The 24,446-nt window shown below is 58.5% G+C and carries 21 protein-coding genes; 9 read left to right on the top strand and 12 right to left on the bottom strand.

The window, feature by feature from the left end; translation table 11 throughout:
* The first annotated feature begins 75 nt into the window (after nucleotides 1–75).
* From I6N98_RS15665 to I6N98_RS15655, 3 genes are all read left to right on the top strand, one after another.
* Nucleotides 76–906 (top strand): hypothetical protein, encoded by an 831-nt coding sequence (locus I6N98_RS15665; RefSeq protein ID WP_198569260.1) that lies wholly within the window; start codon nucleotides 76–78, stop codon nucleotides 904–906.
* A 44-nt stretch (nucleotides 907–950) separates the two neighbouring features.
* The gene (locus tag I6N98_RS15660) at nucleotides 951–3,470 is read left to right on the top strand and encodes a TonB-dependent receptor (RefSeq protein ID WP_198569259.1); all 2,520 of its coding nucleotides are present in this window, start codon (nucleotides 951–953) and stop codon (nucleotides 3,468–3,470) included.
* 112 nt (nucleotides 3,471–3,582) lie between these two features.
* Nucleotides 3,583–5,193, top strand: coding sequence for a Na/Pi cotransporter family protein (locus tag I6N98_RS15655; protein ID WP_198569258.1), 1,611 nt, complete (start codon nucleotides 3,583–3,585; stop codon nucleotides 5,191–5,193).
* 72 nt (nucleotides 5,194–5,265) lie between these two features.
* Here the strand turns inward: I6N98_RS15655 and I6N98_RS15650 are convergent, their stop codons facing one another.
* Complete coding sequence (locus tag I6N98_RS15650) at nucleotides 5,266–6,108, bottom strand: flagellar motor protein MotB (RefSeq protein WP_198569257.1); 843 nt, start codon at nucleotides 6,106–6,108, stop codon at nucleotides 5,266–5,268.
* Nucleotides 6,089–6,862, bottom strand: coding sequence for a flagellar motor protein PomA (pomA, locus tag I6N98_RS15645; RefSeq protein ID WP_198569256.1), 774 nt, complete (start codon nucleotides 6,860–6,862; stop codon nucleotides 6,089–6,091). The genes I6N98_RS15650 and pomA overlap by 20 nt, the downstream gene beginning before the upstream one ends.
* A gap of 215 nt (nucleotides 6,863–7,077) precedes the next feature.
* Here pomA and I6N98_RS15640 point away from each other — a divergent pair, with 215 nt between their 5' ends.
* The 4 genes from I6N98_RS15640 (at nucleotide 7,078) to I6N98_RS15625 (ending at nucleotide 9,522) form a co-directional block, all read left to right on the top strand.
* On the top strand, nucleotides 7,078–7,647 hold the full coding sequence (locus tag I6N98_RS15640; protein WP_198569255.1) for a hypothetical protein: 570 nt from the start codon (nucleotides 7,078–7,080) through the stop codon (nucleotides 7,645–7,647).
* A gap of 149 nt (nucleotides 7,648–7,796) precedes the next feature.
* On the top strand, nucleotides 7,797–7,997 hold the full coding sequence (locus I6N98_RS15635; protein WP_198569254.1) for a hypothetical protein: 201 nt from the start codon (nucleotides 7,797–7,799) through the stop codon (nucleotides 7,995–7,997).
* Nucleotides 7,997–8,764: a TetR/AcrR family transcriptional regulator gene (locus I6N98_RS15630; protein WP_198569253.1), complete on the top strand. Its 768-nt coding sequence runs from the start codon at nucleotides 7,997–7,999 to the stop codon at nucleotides 8,762–8,764. The genes I6N98_RS15635 and I6N98_RS15630 overlap by 1 nt, the downstream gene beginning before the upstream one ends.
* Complete coding sequence (locus I6N98_RS15625; RefSeq protein WP_198569252.1) at nucleotides 8,761–9,522, top strand: hypothetical protein; 762 nt, start codon at nucleotides 8,761–8,763, stop codon at nucleotides 9,520–9,522. Before I6N98_RS15630 ends, I6N98_RS15625 begins: the two co-directional genes overlap by 4 nt.
* Before the next feature lie 39 nt (nucleotides 9,523–9,561).
* On the opposite strand, the gene I6N98_RS15620 is transcribed toward I6N98_RS15625, so the two are convergent.
* The 3 genes from I6N98_RS15620 to I6N98_RS15610 are packed head-to-tail and all read right to left on the bottom strand — an operon-like array spanning nucleotide 9,562 to nucleotide 13,920.
* Entirely contained in the window at nucleotides 9,562–11,112 is a 1,551-nt protein-coding gene (locus I6N98_RS15620) for a cryptochrome/photolyase family protein (protein ID WP_198569251.1), read from the bottom strand.
* Nucleotides 11,109–12,599 carry a cryptochrome/deoxyribodipyrimidine photo-lyase family protein gene (locus I6N98_RS15615; RefSeq protein WP_198569250.1) on the bottom strand — a complete coding sequence of 497 codons (1,491 nt, stop codon included), beginning with the start codon at nucleotides 12,597–12,599 and terminating at the stop codon, nucleotides 11,109–11,111. The genes I6N98_RS15620 and I6N98_RS15615 overlap by 4 nt, the downstream gene beginning before the upstream one ends.
* 4 nt (nucleotides 12,600–12,603) lie before the next feature.
* The gene (locus I6N98_RS15610; protein ID WP_198569249.1) at nucleotides 12,604–13,920 is read right to left on the bottom strand and encodes a DASH family cryptochrome; all 1,317 of its coding nucleotides are present in this window, start codon (nucleotides 13,918–13,920) and stop codon (nucleotides 12,604–12,606) included.
* Nucleotides 13,921–14,181: 261 nt separating this feature from the next.
* On the opposite strand from I6N98_RS15610, the gene I6N98_RS15605 reads away from it, so the two are divergent.
* Nucleotides 14,182–16,041, top strand: a complete 1,860-nt coding sequence (locus tag I6N98_RS15605; protein WP_198569248.1) for a S8 family serine peptidase — start codon at nucleotides 14,182–14,184, stop codon at nucleotides 16,039–16,041.
* A 91-nt stretch (nucleotides 16,042–16,132) separates the two neighbouring features.
* Nucleotides 16,133–17,620 carry a purple acid phosphatase family protein gene (locus tag I6N98_RS15600; RefSeq protein ID WP_198569247.1) on the top strand — a complete coding sequence of 496 codons (1,488 nt, stop codon included), beginning with the start codon at nucleotides 16,133–16,135 and terminating at the stop codon, nucleotides 17,618–17,620.
* A gap of 21 nt (nucleotides 17,621–17,641) precedes the next feature.
* Here the strand turns inward: I6N98_RS15600 and I6N98_RS15595 are convergent, their stop codons facing one another.
* From I6N98_RS15595 to I6N98_RS15565, 7 genes are all read right to left on the bottom strand, one after another.
* Nucleotides 17,642–17,914, bottom strand: a complete 273-nt coding sequence (locus I6N98_RS15595; RefSeq protein ID WP_198569246.1) for an amphi-Trp domain-containing protein — start codon at nucleotides 17,912–17,914, stop codon at nucleotides 17,642–17,644.
* 56 nt (nucleotides 17,915–17,970) lie between these two features.
* The gene (locus tag I6N98_RS15590) at nucleotides 17,971–19,338 is read right to left on the bottom strand and encodes a metallophosphoesterase (RefSeq protein ID WP_198569245.1); all 1,368 of its coding nucleotides are present in this window, start codon (nucleotides 19,336–19,338) and stop codon (nucleotides 17,971–17,973) included.
* Between the two features lie 164 nt (nucleotides 19,339–19,502).
* On the bottom strand, nucleotides 19,503–20,186 hold the full coding sequence (locus I6N98_RS15585) for a histidine phosphatase family protein (protein ID WP_198569244.1): 684 nt from the start codon (nucleotides 20,184–20,186) through the stop codon (nucleotides 19,503–19,505).
* Nucleotides 20,174–21,280, bottom strand: coding sequence for an HprK-related kinase B (locus I6N98_RS15580; protein ID WP_198569243.1), 1,107 nt, complete (start codon nucleotides 21,278–21,280; stop codon nucleotides 20,174–20,176). Before I6N98_RS15580 ends, I6N98_RS15585 begins: the two co-directional genes overlap by 13 nt.
* Before the next feature lie 14 nt (nucleotides 21,281–21,294).
* A complete protein-coding gene (locus tag I6N98_RS15575; RefSeq protein WP_198569242.1) occupies nucleotides 21,295–22,215 on the bottom strand; it encodes a GAK system ATP-grasp enzyme in 921 nt (306 codons plus the stop codon).
* A complete protein-coding gene (locus I6N98_RS15570; RefSeq protein WP_198569241.1) occupies nucleotides 22,208–23,857 on the bottom strand; it encodes a PhoU domain-containing protein in 1,650 nt (549 codons plus the stop codon). The genes I6N98_RS15575 and I6N98_RS15570 overlap by 8 nt, the downstream gene beginning before the upstream one ends.
* Nucleotides 23,854–24,336, bottom strand: coding sequence for an NUDIX domain-containing protein (locus I6N98_RS15565; RefSeq protein WP_198569240.1), 483 nt, complete (start codon nucleotides 24,334–24,336; stop codon nucleotides 23,854–23,856). The genes I6N98_RS15570 and I6N98_RS15565 overlap by 4 nt, the downstream gene beginning before the upstream one ends.
* Nucleotides 24,337–24,446: the final 110 nt, after the last annotated feature.

The following is a 24,446-nucleotide window of genomic DNA, read 5'->3' as shown; positions in this document are numbered from 1 at the left end:
TAGCGCGGTTCGGTTCGCCGACAAGTCGTTAGAAACGCGATCGAGACAGACAATAATAATGACAAGGAGAAAGGCATGACGACGCAGGTTCTGGACAATCAGGCGGTGGGTAACACGGGGCGCTGGTTTTCCAGCAATCCCGACAAAGCCTGGGTGGAGAAATTCTTCCTACTGTATTCGCCGGTGTGGATGGCCTCCATGGCGGTGATGATGTTCACCGGTTGGGCGGAATCCTTTGGCGATGCCGGGCTACTGGCTCACGCGGCGCTGACGGCACTACCGGTGCTGTTGATTCCCATGGTGTTGGCCGCCCGCTATACCGATGTGCCCTGGCAGGACAGCTACTGGTTAAAGGCCAATTTGTATCTGTTTGTATTCGGCTTTTTCGGTAATTACTTTGGCTCGGAGTATTTCTTCGATCTACTGGGCATGGTTTACCACTACCCCAATGCCACCACCACCCTCGATGCGGCCTTGGTGGGCAGCGGTGAACAAACTGTGCCACTGATCATGTATTTCTATACCCACGTCTATTTCATGACCTATCACGCCACCGCCAATATTGCCCTGCGGCGGCTAAAGAGCAGCGGCCTGCCGGGGATGGTGGCGTTATTTCCGATTTTTGTGTTTGTCGTGGGCTATATCTGGGCCTGGCTGGAAACCAAAGCCATGGCTAATCCCATGATGGCGGACAGCTTTTACTATCGGGATATGGCGAGAATGCTGGCGTATGGCTCGGCGATCTATGCTACCTACTTTATTGCCAGCTTTCCTATCTACTACTACCTGGACGAGACCCGAGACAAGCGCTGGAATCTGCTCGTGGTGATAGCCGCCGCCCTCAGTGCCAGCATGCTGACATTCTATTTGTTGGATTTTATTACCCACTGGTTGGGCACCTTGTAAGTGTTGCCTAATAAAGGAATGAACGGACTCGCGGAGAAATAATAATGAATAAGTTTCCTTGTGGCTTGATGATGATAGCGCTGTGCCTGGTCGCGCCATCGGTATCCCTAGCCGACCCCGCTGAGGATACTCCACTGCCTAAACAAATGGGGCGAGGGCTAGTGCTCGAAGAAGTCTTCGTTACCGCGCGAAAAAGAGAAGAGCGACTGCAAGAAACTCCGGTGGCAGTGACCGCATTGGGAGCGGAAAGCCTGAAAGAGGCGGGGATCGCCTCGATTACCGATCTACAGGGAGCCGTGCCCAGTCTGCAATTTGGCGAAAGCGGCTCGAAAACACCGGCGATCTTTATCCGTGGCATCGGTCAGCGGGAGGCGACATCGGTGCTGGATCCCGGGGTGGGGGTCTATCTCAATGGGATTTTTATTGCCCGGCAAGATACCCAGCTTTTGGACACCGTGGACACGGAGAGTATCCAGGTGTTGCGGGGTCCCCAGGGCACGCTGTTTGGCAAGAACAATACCGGCGGCGCCATCTTGGTGAATACCCGGGCGGCGGATTACAACAACTACGATGCCAGTATCGACGTCAATATTGGCAATTATGGCCGTCGCAATATGAAGCTAGCCGGTAACTTGCCGCTTTTTGACGGTAAGGCCGGCCTGCGCATGGCGCTGAACAGCACCCGTTCCGGGGGCTACTTTGACAATGTAGACGGCAGCGGTACCTTCGCCGACGAAGATCGGCTGGCTTTTTCCGCCCGCTTTCAAATGGATCTCTCTCAAAACCTGGGGGTGGACATTTTTGCGTATTGGAGCAAGCAAGATGAGTTGAGCTCGGGCATCACCTGCCTGTTTCAGAACCCCGAGGCCAATGTGGCAACCCTGCGTTATCCGGGCCAGCCGGATTTTGTCGACGCCTGTCAACGCAGCGAACGCCTGGCAAAAAATCGCAAATTGTCAGTTACCACGCCCCACAGTGAGATCACTATGGAGAGCCGTCTTCTGGCCCTCACGGTGGATTGGCAAATCGATGACTATCTTTCTTTAAAGGGCATATCCGCGCTGAGTTGGCAGGATGGCATTGCCCGCAATGACGATCAGGACGGTACCGTCATCGGTATCCTCGACAGTGGCACGGAAGCCTTGAATCGCACCTTAGCCGCCGATGGTGAACGCACACCGGAGGAAGAACGACTGCAGTTCAGTCAAGAACTGCAGCTCTCTGGGGTCGCTTTTAATGATCGCCTCAACTATACCCTTGGCGGCTTTGCATCCATTGAAGAGATTGAGAATAACCCCTTTTCCCAACTGGTGGGTCCCAAGGGGCTGGCGGGAATCCGACCTTCCACCGCCTGTGATGCGGTCAGTCTGGGCAGTGTCTGTGGCTTGATTGACGATACCCTGGTGTTTCCACTGGCGTCATTGTTTGCCACGCGCAGCGATTTGGAAAATAAAAGCTGGGCGGTCTTTGCCCAAGGTACCTACGACCTGACGGACTACCTGCAGTTGACCGTGGGTGGGCGCTACACCTTTGAGGAGCGCGAGCGGGAGTTAACAGTGTTTGATATCGACTACAACACTTACGGCGGACGCATCGGCGCGTTGTATATCGAACCTGCAGGTTTGTATTCCCCCATCACCATGGCGCAGTTTAATGCCTTGGCGGATGACATTCCCGACTTGCCGGTGACAGTGCGCAACAACGCTGACTATGGTCATGATGAATGGACCAACTTCACCCCTTCTACCACCCTGTCCTTTATTGCCCCTGAGCGTTGGCACGACGACTTGTTTGTCGACAGTTTTATGGCCTACCTCACTTACAGCCAAGGTTTTAAAGCGGGTGGCTTTGAGCCCAAGGGCGATGAGTTAGTGTCTTTCGATCCGGAAGAGGTCACCAACTACGAAGTGGGGGTGAAGGTCGATGGCCTGGATTCTCGCTTGCGTTTCAACGCGGCAGCTTACTATATGGACTACGAGAATATTCAGGTGCGGGTTGCCGAGCAGGGAGAGCGCATCAGCGATTTGTTCTTATTCCTGTCTAATGCCGGTGAGGCGACGGTGCAGGGCGCCGAATTTGAAACCACGCTGGTGGCGGGAAACTGGTTTCTGATGGGCAGCTATTCCTACACCAAGGCGGAGTATCAGGAATTCCTCACCAATGTGGTTATTCCCCTCCAGGGTGAGCAGCTTGTTGATCGCAGCGATGAGGACTTTGCTCTGGTGCCGGAACATACTTATTCCCTGGCGGTGAGCTACCAGTGGTTGAGCGAGTGGGGAATGTTCTCGCCCCGTTTGTCCACCTACTTCCGCTCGGAGTTGTTCACCGGCATCGACTTCAAAGCGGTGGAGTACGATAACTCCTATATTGAGGAGGTGCAGTTGTGGGACTTTCGGCTCAACTGGGTTCCCGGCGAAAACCTGAGTGTGACCGCCTATATCGAAAACCTGTTCAATGAAGTGCACTACCGCAGCGGCTTTGCAGTGTCCGCCCTGCTTGGAGCGGCGACTCTTGTTCAGGGTGATCCCCGCCACTACGGTGTGGAGATTGCCTGGCGTTTTTAGATGTACCTTCAAATACGGCGGCGTAAATAGCTCTCGCGCCCTCTAGCTTGAGCAGGGCCCTGGCCGTTATGCTAATCAAGCTATTTGCTGATGCTTTCGCTAAGGAGCTGCCGTGGGTCAGTGGTTCGATTTATTAGGGGGATTGGGGGTCTTCCTATTGGGCGTGGTGATTATGACCGACGGCCTGCGTGGGTTGGCCGGCGATGCCCTGCGCGATGCGCTGACCCGCTTTACCCGCAGTCCTTATTCCGGTGCCGCCACGGGGGCGGTTAGCACTGCGATCCTGCAGTCTTCAAGTGCGACTACCGTTGCCGCTGTGGGCTTTGTCGGGGCGGGCTTATTGACCTTTCCCCAGGCCTTGGGGGTGATATTTGGCGCCAATATTGGCACCACAGTGACCGGCTGGTTAGTGGCCTTGCTGGGCTTTAAACTGGAATTGAAAACTGCGGTGATGCCGCTGATTCTGATCGGTATCTTGCTCAAGCTGTTCGGTCGCGGGCGTATGGAGCCGGGCGGTTTTGCGCTGGCTGGCTTCGGGCTGATTTTTGTCGGCATCGCCGCCATGCAGTCAGGGATGGCGGGACTTGAGGGGCAGATAACCCCAGAGACCTTTCCTGCCAACACCTGGCTCGGCCGCTTTCAGTTATTGCTGTTAGGGGTAGTGATTACGCTGGTAACCCAGTCCTCCAGTGCTGGTGTGGCGGCGGCGCTGACGGCGGTGCATGGCGGTGTGATCAGTTTTGAGCAGGCGGCGGCCCTGGTCATCGGTATGGATGTGGGCACATCCGCCACTGCTCTGTTCGCTACCTTGGGTGGCTCGGCGGAGACCCGACGCACCGGGTATTCCCATGTTGTCTACAACCTCTTTACCGGGCTGTTTGCCTTTTTCTTTTTGCTGCCCTACGTCGCGCTGTGGCAGTGGTTGTCTCCCGGGGCGATTTATCTACAGGCTGAAATTGCACTGGTTGGCTTTCACACTCTATTCAATGTGTTTGGTACCTTGTCGGTGCTGCCGCTGACCCCTCATTTTGCCCGCTTAATGGAGTGGCTCGTTCCCGATCGACCGTCTCACCTTGTGGGGCTGTTGGATCGGCAATTGCTCAAAGACTCCCCAGTGGCCTTGGAGGCCGTGAGGGTGACTTTGGTTGATTTGTTTGTTGCTCAGGTTCAATACAGCCTGGCTTTGATGCGAAAACAGGAGGGCGCCAATCCCGAGCGTTTGGTCGAACTCTATGAGTCGGTTGAAGCCTGTCAGGCCTACCTTGACCAGATTCATTCCCACCCCGAGCGAGCGCGGGAGTGGCATTTTTTAAAAGCCTGCTTGCACACTGTTGACCATCTACAGCGCCTGCAGGTCAGATTGGGGGCCAGCCGTGAGGCCCAGTGTTGGCAATCGGCCCGCCAGCTTATTGATGCCGGCACTACGCTGGATGGTGGCTTGAGGGAGCTGCGCAATCTCCTACATAAAAAGGATTGGGCCGGCGCGGCCCAGCTTAGCTCCGCGATGGCAGAGCGTCTTAATGCAGAGGAAATAAAACAGCGCGAAGCAATCATTGCCGATATCGCCGCCGGACGGGAAGATACCGAGGCCGGTGATCTATTGCTCGCGGCACTGGTATGGATGCAGTGGGTGGGCAGGCATTGCTGGCGGGTGAGCCATCATCTCAATGACGCGGCGACCTATTCGTACATTCCCACTCCCACCCCTCGTGCGCCGCGTTAGGTATTGAGTGGCGTTATTTGAGCCTGATATAGCTTGTTTGTGTTGCTGTCAGGAGATGAGTGTGAACAGGCCCTAGTTGAGGGGGATCGTGTCGGCATTGGGTGGCGGTTCAAAGAGCTCGGTGAAATCACCGGTGGCTGGATCTTCCTCGCCCCGCAGCAGAGTGACCTCAACCCGACGATTGCGGGCCCGCCCCTCCGCGGTGTCGTTACTGTCGATGGGTTTGTTGGCGGCGTAGCCGACGGCCCGGAAACGGCGTTGGGGTTGTTCCGAGTAGCGCTGGATTTCCTGCAGCACAGTAGAGGCACGGGCCGACGACAAGTCCCAGTTGGAGCGAAAGCGACTGGTGTTTATGGGCAGCGAGTCGGTGTGACCGCTGACAACAATGTCGCCGGGAAGGTGACCGATAACATCCCCTAATTTTTCCAGTACCGGCCAGGCATTGATGGTCAGAGTGGCACTGCCGGACTCAAAGGTGACGTTTTCCATCAAGCGGATGATGATGAAGCCGTTTTCAGAGACTTCCACCTCGACCTGGTCGTTGGCGATCTCCTGGGCGAATTGTGCCTCAACAAATGCTACATCCCGACTCAATGCCCGTTGCAGTTCGCGCAGGGCCTCCTGGCGAATCTCGTTCTCTATGGTCGGCCTTGTCTGGGCGGGGCTGAACTCCCGGGCGATGATGTTATTACCCACCGGCGTTTGGAAAGCCGGCATCTCTTTTTGCACCCCGAAGGCGTTGCGCAAAGATCCGGACAGCTCTTTAAACTTCTGCTTGTCCATTTCCGAGAATGAAAACAACAGTACGAAAAAGGCCAGCAGCAGCGACATCAAGTCGGCAAAAGTGAGCATCCAGGCTGGAGCGCCTGGCTCGACTTTTTTCTCTGGCGGCGCGTCAAGCGGCTTTTGCGTCATTGGCAGCTCGCTCGCGCTGTTTCTCGGGGAGGTGGGTTTCCAGCAGGGATTCTAATACCTGCGGTTGCATGCCTTCTTGAATCGCGTTGACCGCCTCCAGAATCAGTTGCCGGTTGCCGCGCTCTTCCTGAGAGCGGAAGGCCAATTTCTGCGCCACCGGCAGGCAGACGGCGTTGGCCATGATGGCGCCGTAGAGGGTAGTGAGTAGTGCCACCGCCATGGCGGGGCCGATGGCTTTGGGGTCGTCCATATTGGACATCATTTGGACCAGGCCGATCAGTGTGCCGATCATGCCCATGGCGGGGAAGGACTCGCCAAATCCCTTGAAAATCGCCTCGCCCTGCTCATTGCGCTCGATGGTGAGGTTAATCTCCTTGCTGAGGAGGTGTTGGACCAGGGCGGTATCGTGGCCGTCGATGGCCATTTTGACGCCTTTGTCGAGAAATTCGTTGCTGATTTCCTTGGATTCCAGCTCTAATAGGCCTTCCCGGCGGGCCACTTTCGCGAGATCGACGCACTCTTCAATCAACTGCTGCTGGCTGGCGGGGCGGTGGAAAAACGCCTTGGAGGCAATTTTGAAGGCGCCCAGTGTTTCACCTAAAGGGAACTTTATGAGATTGGCGAATAGGCCACCACCGAATACGATAAGCACGCTGGGAACATCGATAAAACTGCTCGCGCTACCGCCGACAAAAATCGCGGCGATGATGACGCCGATGGCGCCGAATATCCCGAGTAGTGTGGCGATGTCCATGGGGTGGGTATCCCGTCAGTTTAGTTGCTGGTACTGGACGTATGACATTACACCTGGCGTCCAATGTGAATCTGTAAGTAATTGCCGTACGCGATGTTGCGTGCCTAAAACGCCATAAAAAAACGGAGTGATTCATGGCTGTCGAGAAGGTTATCGGACCAACTGCAAAAAACTTTATTAGGGGCTGTGTTGCACTAGCGGCTCTGGTGATTAGTGTGGTTTCGCTTGCGGCGGAACCACTGAGTTCAAATGACGTAAAAAAGTGGTCGGAGACTCGCATTGAGACCCACAAACTCCAGAACCGCTTTCGCGCCCAGGCCGATCAATACGATGATGTGGTGGTGGCGTTTTTTGCCGCACGAGATCGTTACTTGCAGCAGGTGGGCTACACGCGGGCGCGCTTTGAAGACCATGAAAGGCGCATCTCAGAGGCCCACGACTATATCCTCAACCGCAGCGATGCTATTGCGGATAAGCAGGAGCGGGACGCTACCCTGGCAGAGGCCAAGGCGGCGCCTGACCCTGCGCTGGACCCGGAAACCCAGGAAATGATCGCCATGATGCGTCAGGTGGGGACCAGTGAGGCGGAGATACAAAAGATGCTCGATGCCATGCGTCGCGTTCCCGATGTGATCGCCCAGAGTAACGCGATGATGGACGATGTCGACGACCAGCTTTACGCCAGGGTGGCCCCGGATATCCCGGCCGTGGAACAGTGGCGTGAAGAACTTGCTATGCTCTACGACTGGTTGGCGGGCAATCGCGCCGATCCGCCGTCGTTGTAGGCTCAGTAAAGCCACAAAATTAGGAAAATCAGCCTTTTACCGGCGTTGCGCGGGGTCTAGAGGCTGTGCGATTATCCGCGGTCAACTATTATGTTAGTCATTTGCGGCGTATCTGCACCGTATATGATGGCAGTTGCGAGAAATGCAGTGTGTTGCAGCAAACAGGCAGCCTCCAGGCCGGTGTGTCGGTGGCGACCTTGTCAATGGGCTCCGTGACAGGCCTGGGTGCAACAGTGAGCAAAGGTAGAGTAATGAATCAATCAGCGGAGAGTCGGTACCTTGCCGGTCGTCATGCCGGTGCACACAGCGCCGGTGTGGTGGCACTGAGCGGCGTGGAGCGACGGCCATAGTGAATTCGATAAAGCGCCAGTGGCCCGATTTAGGTATCCGTCAGCGGCTGTTATTGGCCGGCGAGAAGATCCTCAGTCAGCAGGGGCTGTCCGACGCCAAGATACGGCAGTTTACCGTCGAGGCGGGCAGCGCCAATATCTCAGCCATTCATTACCACTTTGGCAGCGTTGACGCGTTTCTGGAAATTGTTTGCGCCTTGCGTCAACCGCGGATCAGTAAGCTGTCTCAGGATTGTCGCAAGCAGGTAGGAGACTACTTTGGCGCTCGCAGCCAACTGCCTCTGCAAGCACAGGTTTACTGTGTGGTGGCGCCGCAATTGGCGCTGGTGGCCGAAACCTGGCCCTCGTGCTTTGCCTGCAGTCTTATGGACGTACTCAACGCCGACGGTTACCACCAGGGCATTTTTGCCCGCTACCGGGATTGGGGCGGCGTACTGTCGTCGGGTTACGACACCATGCAGGCCCACCTCGCTACCTTGCTGGGCGAGCAGGAGGCGGCAGAGCGGCTACTGCTGACCCAGGCGACCTTGAGCGGCTCAGTTCGGGAGATTGAGGGCGAATTGCGTCGCTTCAGAGACAGACCCAGCAAGGTTGATTTCGCCAGTATTTGCCGGGAGCTGACTGAGTCGGTCAGCGCCGCCTTGCTGCAGGATTTTTATCAGCCGTCGGCGCGGGACTTCTACGACCTGTTTGACCAGTTACCGATTCGCCCCGGCCACCCCCTTACCGGCACCGAGGCGGACCCCCTAACACAGGAGCGGCCATGAGCAGCAAGGGTGACGCGCTCAAAGAAAAAATTATCCTGGAGACCGAATCCCAGGTGGCCATTCTGGGTGAGCGGGGCGCCAATACCCGGGTCATTCTGGAGAAGGTCGGCACCGCCAACTCCGGCGCGGTTCAGTACCACTTCGGGTCCAAAAACGCGCTGGTAGAGGCGGTGTGGGCCTACCGTTCCAAGGTGGTCAACGAATACTGCGCCGCCTACATGGCGGCAATGAAGTCTTCCGTGGCCAATCAAGAGCTCAGTCTCAGTCATTTGGTATCTGCGGTGTTGGCTCCCCATGCCTATGTGATTCGTCACGCTTTGCCGGAGAGTTACTATGCGGCCTTCGTCTGCAAAAATGGTGGTTTTGCACCGGGAGCCAGCGAACGAGATGTGGACTACCCCTGGTACGGCCCCTTACACGACTGCTGGCAGGCGATCGATGAGCGTTTGGCTGCTTCCCTGCCGGAATCGATTCTGCAGCAACGCCGTCGCGCCGCCCTGCACTACACCGGTAACGCCTGGTTAATGATAGAGCAGCGTTGCTGCGAGCTGGCCCGGCGTTTCCCCAGCGAGACTCAGCTGGTGGTCAGCCAGTTACAGGATTTTGTCATCCGCTTGAGCAATTGTGTGAGCGCCAGCTTGCTGCGAGAAGACTTTACGCCGCTGTCGGCAAATATTGCCGAGTCCCTGGAGCGGGCCGCTGAGGCCCTGGGCGAGCCGGACTGGTTTATCGGTAGCGCCGGTGATTATGGTCATTGATCACGGCCACTGATTAGAGCCATCGATGGTCACCAGCCCTTAAAGTTCATCGAGTTTTGCCAACAAGCCGCCGGCATGATCGAGCACGGCCTCGCGCTTGTCCTTACTCATGCGGTCCCAATTTCTGTAAACCATGCCCACCCGGGGGTTGCGCTCAAACTGGGCCCGATGACGGAGCATAAAATCCCAATACAGACTATTTAGCGGACAGGCCCGCTCGCCGGTTTTTTGCTTGACGTTGTAATGGCAGTCGCCGCAGTAGTCGCTCATCTTGTTCAGGTAATTGCCGCTGGCGGAGTAGGCCTTGGTGGCGACAATGCCACCGTCGGCGAACTGGCTCATGCCCCGGGTGTTGGGCAGCTCCACCCACTCAATCGCATCCACGTAAATTCCCAGGTACCACTGATCGACTTCATCGGGGTCAATACCGGCCAGCAGGCAGAAGTTACCGGTGACCATCAGGCGCTGAATATGGTGGGCGTAGGCGAACTCCAGTGACTGGCCAATGGCTTGTTGCTGGCAGCGCATGCGGGTATTGCCATCCCAAAACCAGCGAGGCAGTGCTCGAGTGGCGCCCAGGGCGTTGCGGCTCTGGTAGTCCGGCATATTGGCCCAGTACACCCCTCGTACATACTCCCGCCAGCCGAGAATCTGCCTGACAAAGCCTTCGATTTGAGCGATATCAATGGCCTCCGGGTGGTTCTCAAAGGCGCGCAGTGCCGCGTCGATGACCTGCATCGGGTGCAGCAGTTTGGCGTTGAGGGCAAAGGACAGTCGGGAGTGGTAAAGGCTCCAGGCGTGGGGGCTGTTGCCGGTCATGGCGTCCTGAAAGCGTCCGAACAGGGGTAGCAGCGCGTCGCAGAAAAAGGCCAGCAGCTCTTCCGCCTGGCGCCGGTTGACCGGCCACAGCAGTTCTTTGCTTGCCGTACCAAAGGTGTCCACGCCGTGGCGTTGCAGACGCTGGAGAATACTGTCGACCTTGTTGCTGAAGCACAGCGCTTGGGGCAGCGCGTCGATATCTTCCGTGCTGAGGCGGTTGCGGTTATCGGCATCGAAATTCCACTTGCCGCCCCGGGGTTGATCGCCATCCATCAGTACCTGGAAGCGTCGCCGCATATCCCGGTAGAAAAACTCCATCTTGCGGTGCTTGCCGGGCTTGAACTGTTGGGCAATGTCGTCGAAGGGCAGCAGGAAGTGTTCCGTGTCGGCCTCGACAAGGGTGACGCCGTCAATGCTCAGCGCCCGCAGTTGCTGCAGTAGGCGGTACTCGTCGGGGCGCTGATAGTCCAGCTGCTGAATCTCCAGGTCCTGACACAGCCGCCTCAACAGCGCAGGGAGGTCGGCGTCGTCGGCGGTGTCGTCCAAAGTCAGGTGCAGAACCCGGTGCCCGGCTTTTTTTAGCGCTGTGGCAAAGCCCGCCATGGCGGCAAAAAAGGCACACACTTTTTGCACATGGTGGCGGGTGTAGTCGGTTTCCTGGCGGAGTTCGGCCAGCAGGTAGATGACGGAGCTATCTTGCTGTCGGTACCAGCTGTGACGGGGGTTGAGCTGATCCCCGAGGATCAGTCGCAGACGCTGTGGATGGCTCATGCGCGGCGGCGCCTCTCTGTGGTCTTGGAGCGCGGTGTGCTGTGGCTGTCCGGCCGCACATGGCGGGCGAGAATGCGGCGGGCTTCCTGTTTAACGTCGCTGCGACCGCGCCAGGACCACAGGCGCTCTCTGGCGGCCTTTGCCGCGCTGGTAATGTCGATAATGGGTTCCGGGTAGTCTCGACCCAGCTCAAATCCCAGCATGGCCGCCTCCAGGGGTGGAACCTGCCAGGGGCAGTGAATCTGGCTGTCGGGTAGTGCCCTTAGCTCGGGCACCCAGCGGCGAATAAACTCGCCCTTGGGGTCCTGCTCCTGGGATTGCTTGACAGGGTTGTAGAGGCGGATGGTATTGGTGCCGGTGACCCCGGCCTGCATCTGAATTTGCGGGTAGTGAATGCCGGGCTCGAAGTCTAGAAACAGCCGGGCTAAGTGGGTTGCGCCGCGTTGCCAATCGATATTGAGGTGGTGACACAGCACGCTGACCAGCATTGCCCGCATTCGAAAATTGATATAACCGGTGGCTTGCAAACAGCGCATGCAGGCATCCACCAGCGGTAGGCCGGTATTGCCCTGCTGCCAGGCCAGCAGGTCTCGGTCCACCTCGCTGTCGTCGCGGTAGGGAAAGGCCTGATAAGCGCGATTCACCGGCCGAAATTCCATCTCGCACTCACTCTCAAATTTTTGGATAAAGTGACAATGCCAGTGTAGCCGAGATGAGAGTGCCGACAGCGAGCGGCGCCAGCCGGGGCGCTGCCACTGGCTAAGCAGGCTTTGGTACATCTCTCTGAGACTGATATTGCCCCAGGCCAGATAGGGGGACATCCGTGAGCACGCTCGTCGGCTGGCGATGGGTGAAGACAGCGACCGGTAATAGTCCTGGCCCCGGCCCTGATAAAAACTCGACAGAGTTCGCCACGCGGTGGGACTGCCACCGCGCTGCATTTCCTCGCCGCCGCAAAGCCAATCGGGTTGGGGGGTGGTTTCCGGCAGTCCTGGCAAGGTGACAAAGTGGGCGCGGTCTAGATCGGGCTGTACCAGCGGTGCCCGCATGACCTGCTGCCAGTGCCGGTCCCAGCCCTGGCGATTCAGAGCGCCGCGGCGCACCGCCCCGCTGGGAGATTGCTGCCAGGGGATGCCCTGACTGTCGCACCACTTTGCCACCGCGAGATCTCGTTGAAAGGTGATGTCGAGACCGGTTTCCTGGTGGCTATACAGCCCTGAGATCGGTGTGTGTTGGTGGATGGCTTGCAGACAATCCAGCGCATTACCGGTCAGGCAGTGTACGCGAGTACCGAACTGCGCCAGTTGCGCGTTCATGGCCTGTAAGGATTGCCAGACGAAACGCCAATGTCGGCGCTCGTAATGGGGGTCTTTGAGTAGCTCCGGCTCAAACAGGTAGAGCAACAGGCAGTCACCACGTTCAATGGCATCGGCCAGAGGAGGGTGGTCGCTGAGGCGCAGGTCCCGTTTAAACCAGACGACATTCATAGGACTAGTGCCGACTCGAGGTAGATAAGGGCCAGTCAGCGGCATCGACGTGATCCAGCGGCCCGGTGACGTGGCCCTGCCAGCGGGCTATATAGCTGCCGTCGGGGTCGAACTGGCGGGTCTGTTTGTCCAGGTCGAAGTGGCGATGCCCCCGAGGATCGGCGCCGACGCCGGCGAGATACTGCCAGTTGCCCCAGTTGCTGGCGACGTCGTAGTCCAGCAGGCAGTGTTCAAACCAAGCGGCGCCATAGCGCCAGTCCACCGCCAGTTCGTGAACCAGGCAACTGGCGACGATCTGACGACCGCGGTTGGACAGGTAGCCGGTTTCCCGGAGTTCGTTCATACAGGCGTTAACGATGGGGTAGGGGGTGGAACCCATGGTCCAGGCTTGGAAGCGCTGGGGGTAGAAACTGGTCAGAGGGCTGCGCCGTTTCACACCGGAGAACGCGAAGAGTCGTGCGCCATGGCGCCGGGCATACCAGTGAAAGTACTCCCGCCACAGCAGCTCAAAGTAGATCCAGTAGGTGGATTCGTTGGCGCCGTGTTGGTTCTCGTAGTCGCGCAAACGGCGCAAAATCTCCCGTGGCGACAGGTTGCCATTGGCCAGCCAGGGAGAGAATTTGGTCGAGCAATCCCAGCCCTGCAGGGCGTTGCGCACCGATTTGTAATAGCTGGGCGCCTCACTGCCAAAGTAATCCGCCAGTTGGGTGAGCCCGTGGGGCTCACCGCCTCGGAATAGCTCGTCCGCCCTTGCGCGAGTGTCAGGGGCTTGCAGAGCGGCGATCTCACTGGGGCTGGGAGGGAGGGTTTGTGGTGACGGCAGAGGGGCGTCTATATCCAGTGCTTCGACCCGCTTTCTAAAGGGCGTAAAGCTTGGCGGCAACGCATCCAGCGCAAAGGGCAGTTGGTCTTTGGTGAACAGGGTGTGATTGTCGGTCTCGATAAAGGTTAGCGATGGCCAGCGTGCCTGTAGGGTTTGCCAGCGCCGGTTTTCGTTAAAACCACTCTGCCGACTTTGGCCAATGACACTGACCTTGAAGGTGCGGATCAGCTGCTCCAATGCCGCCAATGGTTCGCCTTCAGTAACGTGCAGAGATTGCCCCAGCGCCAGCAGTGAGCGGTGCAGCTCGGCGAGGCTCTGATCCTCGAAACGGCGGCGCAGCGGTCCCATAGCGGCAATGCCGTAGCGCCCGGGGCGGGTCGAGGCGGGGTCTCGGCAATACACGCACAGCAGAGCGTCAACCCGCCCCGCGAGGGCCATAAGTGCGCGCTGGTCGTGAAGACGCAGATCCTGTTGAAAGAGAAATAAACCGACAGCCACCGTAAAACCCCTTGTGTACCCAGTGCTTATAAGGGGCCGGGGGGGAATTGGATTAGCCGGGATACAAGGTGGCAGCTGGCCGGGGGGGTAATATTGCCTGTGGTGGGACTGGCAATGGGCTTGTTGGCATCGCTAGTATTGACTCACCAATTTAATAAGAACGTATCACTCTCAACCGACGACTTTTTGCGTGTCATCGCGGGTCCGGGTGTCGCCGAGACAACAGCTCGGTGAAAAAGAGGGTGAGTAGTGGGGAGACGAATGAAACAAATTCCAGCAATTGTGGTAAGCATGGTGGCGCTGCTGCTTGTTGCTTGTGGGGGTGGCGGCTCGACTACGGTCTCGGCGTCGTCGTCTCCCGCCGGCGCGGACAATGAGCAATTCAGCGCTGAGTTCAGCAAGGCCAGCAGCGCCAACAGCGAACTCATCGACGGCCGGTACATTGTGTTGCTCAACAAACCCCTGGAGCCCTTATTAGGCACAGATTTGAGTGCCTTACCGCTGTTGGGACAGGTGGAAGCATTGTTGAACAGCGTGGGTGGTGAATTGCTGATCACCTTTCAACATGCGGTGACTGGCTTTGTGGCGCAGCTTAGCCCCGAAGCGGCAGACCTGCTGCGGCAGAATCCTTTGGTTGCTCTGGTAGAGCAGGATCGTATGGTGAGCGTGGCCGCTGTGCAAAATGACGCTCCCTGGGGCCTGGATCGCATCGATCAGCCGACGCTGCCCTTGGATAACCGTTACGACTACGCCGGCACTGGCGCCGGGGTGAATATCTATATCGTCGATACCGGTATTCGCACGACGCACAGTGAGTTTGAGGGGCGCATGGGTGCGGGGCGAAACTTTGTTGAATCGGGCTTTTTGTTCACCTCCGTCCGCCCCGACGATACCGAAGACTGTAACGGTCACGGCACCCATGTTGCCGGTGTAGCCGCTGGTCAGACCTGGGGGGTGGCCAAGGGGGCTACCCTGCATCCTGTGCGGGTACTGGGCTGCGCTGGCAGCGGCCCCAACTCGGCGGTGATTGCCGGTATCGACTGGGTGACAGCCAATCACCGTGCCCCGGCAGTCGCCAATCTCAGTATCGGTGGTGGGCCCAGCAACGCGCTGGATGCGGCGGTTCAGGGGGCGATTAACGCCGGTGTCACCATGGTAATCGCCGCGGGCAATGACGATACTGATGCCTGTAATGGGTCCCCCAACCGGGTGGGGCCGGCGTTGACGGTGGCGTCGACTACCCAGGCGGATGAGCGCTCTTCGTTTTCCAACTGGGGGGACTGTGTCGATATATTCGCTCCGGGATCGTCGATCAGCTCCGCCTGGTACAGCCACGATCGCAGTTCAGCGGCGCTCAGTGGCACTTCCATGGCGGCGCCTCATGTTGCCGGGGCGGCGGCGCTTATTCTGGCAGAGCGGCCCGGTGCCTCTCCGGCCAAAGTCGCCGATATTCTTGCGGCGGATGCGGTCCGCGGGCGGGTGCTGGATACCCGTAACAGCCCTAACCGGCTGCTGCAGATTAGCACCGAAGGCGGCGGCGACAGAGCGCCATTGGCCGATTTTGACGCTCAGTGCACAGCCTTGTACTGCAGCTTTGACGCCTCCGGGTCCAGCGACGACCAGGGTATTCAGCGCTATCAATGGCAGTTTGGCGATGGCCAGAGTGGCAGCGGTCAGCAAGTGGCCCACAACTACAGTGACTACGGTGTGGTGACGGTGCAGCTGACCGTTACCGATGGCAGTGGCCAGCAGGATAGCGTGCAGCAGGTTATCACTCTCCGTCAGCCAGGCAGTGCGCCCTGCGACGGCTGCTCGGCTACCTCGGGCAGCCTGAGTGGTGACGGTGCCCAACACTATGTGCCCGGCACCGCAGGGTTCAGCAGTGGCGGTGGCGAGTTGATCGGGGTGTTGAGCGGGCCGGTGAGTGCCGATTTTGATCTCTATCTCGAGCGGCTGGACGGGGTGTTGTTCCTGCAAAGTTGGACGGTGGTGGCCCGTTCAGTGGGGGCCTCCAGTGAAGAGAGTATCCGCTTCACAGCATCGCCGGGCACGTATCGCTGGCGTGTGCGCTCGTATTCGGGTGCCGGCAGCTACAGTCTCTATACTAATCAGCCCGACTAGGGCGAATTGGCGCGGCATCGCCGATCGTCATCATCGTTTAATATCGCTGTCTTATTCTCCGGGATCGTCGTAAGCCTTCCCGGAGTTTTCTATGTCCCAGTCTTTCCCCTTTACCCGCCGTCGGTTTTTGGCGGGGTCCGCAGCGACCCTTATGTTGAGTGCCTGTGGTGGTGGCTCGACCGGGGCTTCTTCTGGGAATGGCAACCCCACTGGCAACCCGCTGCCAGATAGCAGCGAACCGGGCCCGATGATGCCTCGAGGCCTGCACGTTAGCCTGGGTGAAGACAGTCGCAGCAGCCGTAGCCTGACCTGGTTCACCGATGGCGTGGATGCGCCCGCGTCGCGGCTGGAGTGGGACGTGGTGGAGGAGACGATGAGCGCTGACGATATCGCGTTTAAAGTCTTTGCCCATACCGTGGAGGCCAGCACTGATGCCACCCCAGGGGTGGAGGCCTTTACCCACCGGGCCACCGTCACTGGCATTGATCCTGAGCGGCCCCTTCGTTACCGGGTGGGGTCTGATGAGGGGGGCTGGTCGTCAGTCTATGTGGTGCCCCCGTCGCCAGCGGAGCAGTGGAGTTTTATTCACTTTGGCGACCACGGCGTGGGCGAGCTAGCGCAAATGGTGACCGATGCCGTTATGCGCACACCCTCAGATCTGCTGTTGCTGGCGGGGGACTTGTCCTACGCCAATGGCGATCAGCCGATCTGGGACCTGTGGTTTGATCAGATGCAGCCGCTGATGAGTCAGCGCATCACCATGACCGCGCCGGGCAATCACGAGCAAAAAGATTTTGGCGGCGATACCTTTAAAAATCGCTTTACCCACCCCGGCAAACCCTTGGGGGATCTGCTGGGTACCGGCAGCCCGGGCAGCTCCTACTATTCCTTTGACTACAACCGGGTGCACTTTCTGGTGACCACCGCCGGGGCCTTAATTAACGATGGCACCCTGATTGAGGAGATTCTCAATATCGAGGCGGACCTGGCCCAGGCCGCCCTGCGCCGGCTGCGTGGAGAGATCGATTTCATCGTGGTGATGCAGCATTTCACGATCTGGACAGATCAGGACGGGCGCAGCCCGGCCAATCCCACCCTGGTGGCGCTGGAGGAGAACATTATCGTTCGCTACGGCGTCGATTTGCTGTTGGTGGGTCACGATCACGTCTACCAGCGCTCCGTGCCGATGGCCTTTGGTTTGCCGAATCCCCTGGGCTATGTCCAGGTGATGGTGGGCACCGGTGGCGCATCGATTCGTATCTTTGATGACAATGGTCCTCAGCGCTGGTCGGCGAGCACCTTTGTGGGTATCGGTTTTGCCAAGTACTTGGTCAGCCCGGGCAAGATCGCGGTGGAATACTACGGCGCTGAGCCGATGGATATGAGTGAAGAGGGGCGCCGCTTGAGTGATGGCCAGTTTGCACTGCGGGATAGTTTTGAGATCACCGCCAAAGAGTCGGTGGCCTGTTTACAGTGCGCTCAACCGGCGCGCTCGTCCCATGAACTGCTAAAGGATTATCCGGCAATTGCCGCCCATACTGTGGCCCGCAACAAACATGCCCTGGAACACTGCGGTTAGCGCAGTTGCTGGAGGCGGCGTCTAGTCGCCGTTAACCTTGACAATGGACTTGTGCTCAGTGTCGCCGGCGACCTGCCAGCTGATGCGCACGTCCACCCGATGTCGGTTATCGTCCTGGCTGGCCGTGACCTTGAGATTGAGCAGGCCCTCGGGGTGCATCTCAATTTTGCCATCTTCATCGCTGAACAGTAGCTCGCCCTTGTCCAGGCCCTTGATCAGCGCGTTGAGGAACTCCTGAATGGTCTCGCGATCCTGGAGAGAATCGTGGCGGAAGGTTGTTTTGGGCTGTCGCATGTTGCGTCGCTATGGCTGTGTTGAACTTCGGTACGCTTATTATAGCGCGACGCCGGTCAGCGAAGATATTCCCCAGGTTCGAAGACTTTGGCGAAGGGGTAGTCGTTACTGATGCCGATGACCCGGCCACTGGGCTCAATGACCGTGACCGCGGCGCCGATGCCGCTAAGTCCCTCTTTGTGACGGGAGTGGCGGTCCAGCGTGGTGTCACCTTCGACGTGTAGCAGCCCCTGACGAAGCATAAGGCGCTGCCCATCGTGGCGATTGCGGTGGCCGTGCACCACTGCGTGAATGCCTTTGCGATGCACTCTTGCCACGCCAATGTCACTCAGCGGCATATCCACGTTGCGGTATTTGGTGCGCATGGTGTTGGCCACGGTGCCGTAGTAGAAGGTGAACAAGTCTTTGCGAATCTGTTTGCGATAGAGCTTGTTCAGGCAGCCAATACCTTTTTCGGCAATCAGTGCTGCAATACTGTCGTCCAGGCCCGCGTGGACGAACAGAAACGAACCGGACTTGTGGGCCAGTTTCATACTGTCAAAAAACCAGAAGAACTCGCCCTTGGGGTGAAGGAACAGCCGTTGGCAGGCCTTGGCCGTGGCATACACCTCCCGCATCCCCATACCGGCGTCGTGGCAGTGTTTTTCAAAATGGCTGGCTTTTTTGTGGAGGCGCACCACCTCCCGCGTCAGAGCCTCTTCGGACAGCAAGCCGGCGGCCTGCTTGGGAAACGCCTTGTACCAACTGGCTCGGGGCAGCAGTCGGCGCCGGCACTCGGCCTCATCGGGGATGCCTTTGAGGGCCTTGGGCCGGTGGGCGACATATTCCTCATAGACCTCCTGTAACAAGGGCATCGCCTTGGGGCTCATGCGCACGAACAGGTGTTCAGTCAGCGCATTGGGCTCCTCGTCCAGAGAGCGCAAGCCCACCAGCAGTCGCATATCGTGGTTGCCGGCCAGCAGTTTGACGTCGGCACCGGTATCGATCAGGTGTTTCAGACTGCGCAGTAGGCTTAAATTGCTGGGGCCCTTGTCCAGGCAGTCTCCACCGATGATAAAGCGCGCCCGGCGGCCGGCGCGGTTTAATTTGAAGGTGGTGGCGAGAGTCTTTTTCTTTTTGCTGTGGTCTTTGCCAGGGCTAATGGCGCCGGCGGCCCGCAGTGAGGCGACAAAGGCATCAGCATCGGCGTGGGGGTCAGAGATAAACAGGGTGCGGCGCTTGGGCCACTGCCAGGGCTGGTGGGAGGCGGCCCGTTGCACGGCTTCCCGCAGTTCCTGCACCCGCTGGGTTTCATCGTCGCTGTGGTTGGGCTTGCCCAGCAGCCAGGTCTCAGTGCGCAGCGGCAGCTGGTCATCGGCCCACTCACCGGCGGGCCCGGCCACCGGCAGCTGCCAGTTGGGAAGTGCGCTGGTGAGTTGTGTCATGAGCGGACCTCTATCCGATCGCGGTGTTTTGTCACGTTATATTGCATTGCTGTTGCAGTTTAGTGACAGCGTCAAGCGCGTGTTGACATAGGGAGCACCTTAGCGGGAGAAACGTCGCGCCGTTTTGCTTGCTTAGTCTTGTTTGGCGCTTGCTTAGCGGCGGCTTAGTCGTTGTACGCCTCGCCACCCCGTTGCTTCCAATCACCGGCGATATGTTGCCAGCCCCGCTCGGTTTTCTCCAGATATATTGGCCGCGCGTGAAACATACTCAGTTGGGGGATTTGCGCCTCGCTGAGAACACCGAGGTGAAAGGCGGCGTGGCGCAGGGCGGCGCCGTGGCCGACAAATACCTTGAGGGTGTCGGTGGCCACCGGTTCAGCCGTGCGCTGTCGAAGGTGTTGAGCCACCCGCTGGCCGGCGGTCATCAGCGATTCCGCCCCAGGGAGGGGCAGGCAGTAGTGGCTGTTGGACTTCCAGTTTTCCGGCGGCGTATCGCAACGGGGGTCCTGCGCCAACAGCGACTCGATGTCGGCAGTAGTCAGGTTGGCGGCGATTCCGACACTGCGTTCAGCCAAGGCCATGGTGCTGTGCAGGGTGTAGTCCGTATTGCCGGGGAGCGAGTCAGCCAGTATGTGTGCGGTCTGCCAGGCGCGCAGCAAGCTGGAACAATCGAGGCTGGGGCACAGCGTCAAACCGAGATCGGCAGCAAATTCGGCAATCTCAACGCCCGCCTGACGGGCTTGTTGCTCACCCAGGGGGCTTAGCGGAAAGGGTTGGTGGGCGCTAGGGGTATCGGGGCGCTGTTGATAATCGCCGTGGCGGATCAGGGCGACGATTAGGCGTGGCATGATGCAAGGATGTTGCGATGTACGGCGGCGACCGCCTGATCAAAGTCGATACCGCCGGTTAACTCCCACACTTGGACGCCTTCCAGCGCGGCCAGGTAGTCGGGGGGTTTGGGTTGCTCCCGGCCAGTCAGAAATTCGCCTTGCCGATTTTGATAAAAGGGGCCGGGGGACTTCATGATGGCGTGCAACAGCTCGCGCCGTTCCGATAGCGACACTGCCTTGAGTTCAGTGCCCTCTTCCCGATCGTGGCTCCAGTTAAGAATAATCAGGTCTTGCAGCTTGCCGCCCTCAACAATGCGCTGCGGCCCGTACAAGTCGTTGATGTGGGCGTCGTATTTCTGTTCCAGATGCCATAGCTCGGCCTTTGGAAGCGATTGCAGGTGGTCGAGTTCGCACTGACTTAGCAGTTTGCGCAGACGCGGGTTGTGCACAATGGTGCCCGGATTGATGCGGGGCAACTTGGGAATCCCGGTCATTGCCACACCGTCTCCCTGTTGACGAACGAACAACCTGTCATTGGTGACGTAACAGGCGTGTTCGGCCTCCATCAGATGCAGCAACAGGGTGGATTTTCCGCCGCCGGAAAAACCCGCAATAGCCAGGCCGTGGTCACCCGCAGTTAGACCGGCAGCATGGCAGATCAGCCAACCCCGCTGCTGCAGGTGGTTCATGTGCTGGGAGTTGATGAAGTTGATCAACTGGTTGGGGTGGCTGCTCAGCGCCCCCGCCGCAATGGGGCGCCGCTGGCGCTGCAAAAACATCACCCCCGTGCGTACTTTGTGGACCAGTCGGCCGCCGTCCAGATCGATGACGGCATCCTTGCGCCCATGTTTACCCTGTTCCCGTGGCCAGTCTTGAAATGTTAAGTCCAGAGTGGGGTTGGGGCCGTCGATGGCGATCACTTCAATATCGGCTTGTTGGGTCTTGGTGTGAACGACGATATGAGAAAAGTAGTTGGCGATGGTGGTTAGCAGCGCGGGGGAGTTGGTGTGCAGTGCCAACAGTTGGTCTCCCAGGCGCAGCGTCAGCGGCGTGCCGGTCAGCGGGTAGTCGGCCAGTAACTGTTTGCTGATGTCGTCGCTGCTGGGCTTCATGCTGTCCTTAAGGTTTACCGCGTAAGTTGCTCTAGTGCGTAGTCGGCGTAGTGGGCGGCGGCGTCGACGCCGGCCCCTTCAAGGGCGCCGCGAAAGCCGCCAAAGGCCGAGACTTCAAAAACTATGGGGCCGCAGTCGGTTTCCGCGATATCCACCGTGGTGAAATCCATGTTGAAGGGCGCCTGTGCCCGTTGCCCCAGCTCTATCAGCGCCGGGTCGGGCTGAACCTCGGCGTAACGCCCGCCGCTGTTGATCGTGGTATTCCAGCTGTCGCCTTGATTGACCCGGGCGTAGGTGCCGAGATAGCGGCCGCCTAAAAACACCATGCCAAGATCCCGGCCTGGGAGCTCGACCTTGCGCTGGATGTACATCAGGGGATTGTCCGACCGGAATGTTTCAATCGTATTACGAAGCGCGGTGGGGTCATCGCTGCTGTCCAGCAACAGCATGCCTCTGGCCTTGGTGGAAAACAGGGGTTTAAATACCGCGCCGCCAAAGCGGGTCACCGCGTCCAGCGCCGCGTCGATACTCTCGGTAATGAAGGTCTCAGGCATGGGAATGGCGGCGTGCTGTAGGGCCAGTGTGCAATGCAATCTGTTCACCAGCCCTTCCATGCTGGCCACCGGGCTAAACACCCGCACACCGGCCTGCTCGGCCGTGCGCAGCAGGGCCAGGCGGTCCAGGGTGTTGGGGCTGTACTGGGCGGAGATTTTCTTGACGATGATGCCGTCCAGGTCACAGAGATTCAGTTCTCCGTAGCCGGGGGGGCTACAAATCAGCGCACCCCGGCTCAGGTCCAGGGACACCTCGGCCATGTCCACCACAGCGCGGAAGCCGGTGCGGGCCTCCAGCGCGTCGGCCAGTACCTCGGTGGACCACTTGCCGGGAATGCCCACCACCGCGATTCTGGGGGGCTTGCTGTGTCTGTCAGGCACTGAAAATCTCCTCTACCGGCAACTCAAAAGTGTAGATTTGGTCCTTTGGTGTCGCCAATACTTTTTCCATCAGGTAGCGGGCCCGCAGAAACATGCGGCGGGCGTGGCTTTTGTCGAGGATGAAGCGGGTTGAACTGGCAAAGCTGCGGGCCAGTCCCAGAGCCAGGCGCAGGTCAAAGCTGCGGTCGTCAGTTTCGCGGGCAAAGCTGAGCGCGAGGCGGTAAAACTCTCGGGCCACCTCATTGATGCGCCGCCGGGTGGCGCTATCCAGAATTTGCAGGCGGTAGTTGGATACCATAAACACCGAGACGTCCTGGACGTAATCCATGTAGCGAGAGCGGTGTAAATCAATGAAATTGATGCGCTTTTCCATCGGGTCGTAGATGATATTGTCGACGTTGAAGTCGCCGTGAATATAGACCGAGAAGGGCGCTTTTACAGACTGCTCATAGTCTGCGACTGCCGCCAGCAAGCTGTCGAAGGAGGCGACGTCAAAACCGCACATTTGGCAGTCGCTGAGATCGAACTCCGGGTGCACCTTGTAAACCTCATTGAGCCGCTTGTTGAGTTGGCGCATAAAGCCCGACTTAACCGGTTCGTCAGTGCGGGTTTCACGCCACACTGACTGCAGTGTCTCGCCGAGTTGCTGCAGGGTCTCGGCAAGCAGATCGTCGGGGGCGCTGAGCAGAATCTGTTCAAAGGTCATCCCGGGCAAGTGCTCGATCAGCAGGGAGGCGGATTGGCCCCGCTTTTTGTACGACAGGATTTTGGGTGCCAGGCCCGGGTAGATTTCGTGCCAGCTTTCCACGCTCTGTCGCTCTTCCTTGAGTTTGCGCTTTTGGCCCTCTTTGTAGATGGCTAAATAGTCGTCGTCATCGCCGTCGCCATAGCTGATGGCGGAGATGGCGCTGCCTGAACGGGTCTCGGCAATAGCGCGAACCTGCATCTCCTCAAGGGCTTCGTCCTTTTCCAGTTTTTTTACCGAGGCCTGGAGGGCTTGGAAACTCTCCAGGTTAACCGGTTGACCGAGGTTGGCGGAGATAATGGACTCACTGATAGTGAGCAGCGCATCGCCCATCTGTTCTACGTTGTGAGCAATGAATAGGGCCGTGGCCAAATCTTCGGTGTGTTTTTCTTTTTTCTCTTTCAGGCCACTGATATAACGCTTAAGCAATTTGTTGTAGTGCCGGTCCAGGCGGCTTTCGATCTTGCCAATCTCCAGTGCCAGCTTGCTGTCGTTGTCGGCAATGGCGGGCCCCAAATAAGCGATGCCATCGCGCACCTGTTGCAGCATATCGCCGTAGGCGGCCGGTTTTAACAAACTGAACTCGTCGATGTGCTGGGCCTGTTTGACGCACTCCCGGCACAACTCGGCAATGCGCTCCAGCTCTGTGGCAATAAACTCTATGCTGCGCAGGATGATGGTGACGCTATCGCTGTCTTTGTGCTCCCACAGCTGCCGCAGTGTACCGTCGTGGATGCGGGCTTTGAGGTTGTAAACGTAACCGGCGCGGTCAAAGATCCGCCGCGCCAGGGCACGGCTCGGATCGTCGAAATAGGACTGCAGGTTCTCCAGTTGAGAATCCACCTCCACGCACAGAAAACGCAGGTTGTCGCGAATACCCTTGGCTACCCTGATCACGTGGCGCCCTCGGTGTCGTCAAACTGGCCCAAATAGGTGGCCTCCTGGTGTTGGTAGCGGCGATAGTGTGGCAGTACGGCTTTGAGAAAGCCCGGCGAGAGGTCGACCTCGGACACCTTGTCCAAACACAGCCATTCCACATCCAGTTGCCGCTTATCCGGCTTGGGGCCGTTGTGGGCTTGATAGTCATCATCGACGCGGCAGAGAAACAGGAATTCCACCACATGGCGGTGGTAACCGGGTTTACTATTGCGGGGTTTGAGATAGTCGGCCACGGTCAGCAGAGTGTCGATGCTGACTTGGCAGCCTATCTCCTCGCGGCACTCGCGCTGCAATGCCTGGTGAAGGTTCTCGCCGGGGGCCTGGCCACCGCCAGGCAGTGCGTAGCGACCCTCGGTTTTGCGCAGGGCAAGCACGGATTGATTGCGCACGATCAGGGCGCGGGCGGCGTTACGAATTGGGGGGGACAGCTCACTCATTTAAAGCCGGATTCTTGATGTAGGGTGACGATCCATTAGTTTGACGAATTTGGCGGAAAAAGTCTGTTACAGAGTCTGGTATTAGCCGGCTGTGGTGGTTACATTACGGT

Source organism: Spongiibacter nanhainus (assembly GCF_016132545.1).
Classification (GTDB): domain Bacteria; phylum Pseudomonadota; class Gammaproteobacteria; order Pseudomonadales; family Spongiibacteraceae; genus Spongiibacter; species Spongiibacter nanhainus.
This window is presented reverse-complemented; position numbering and strand designations above follow the sequence as displayed.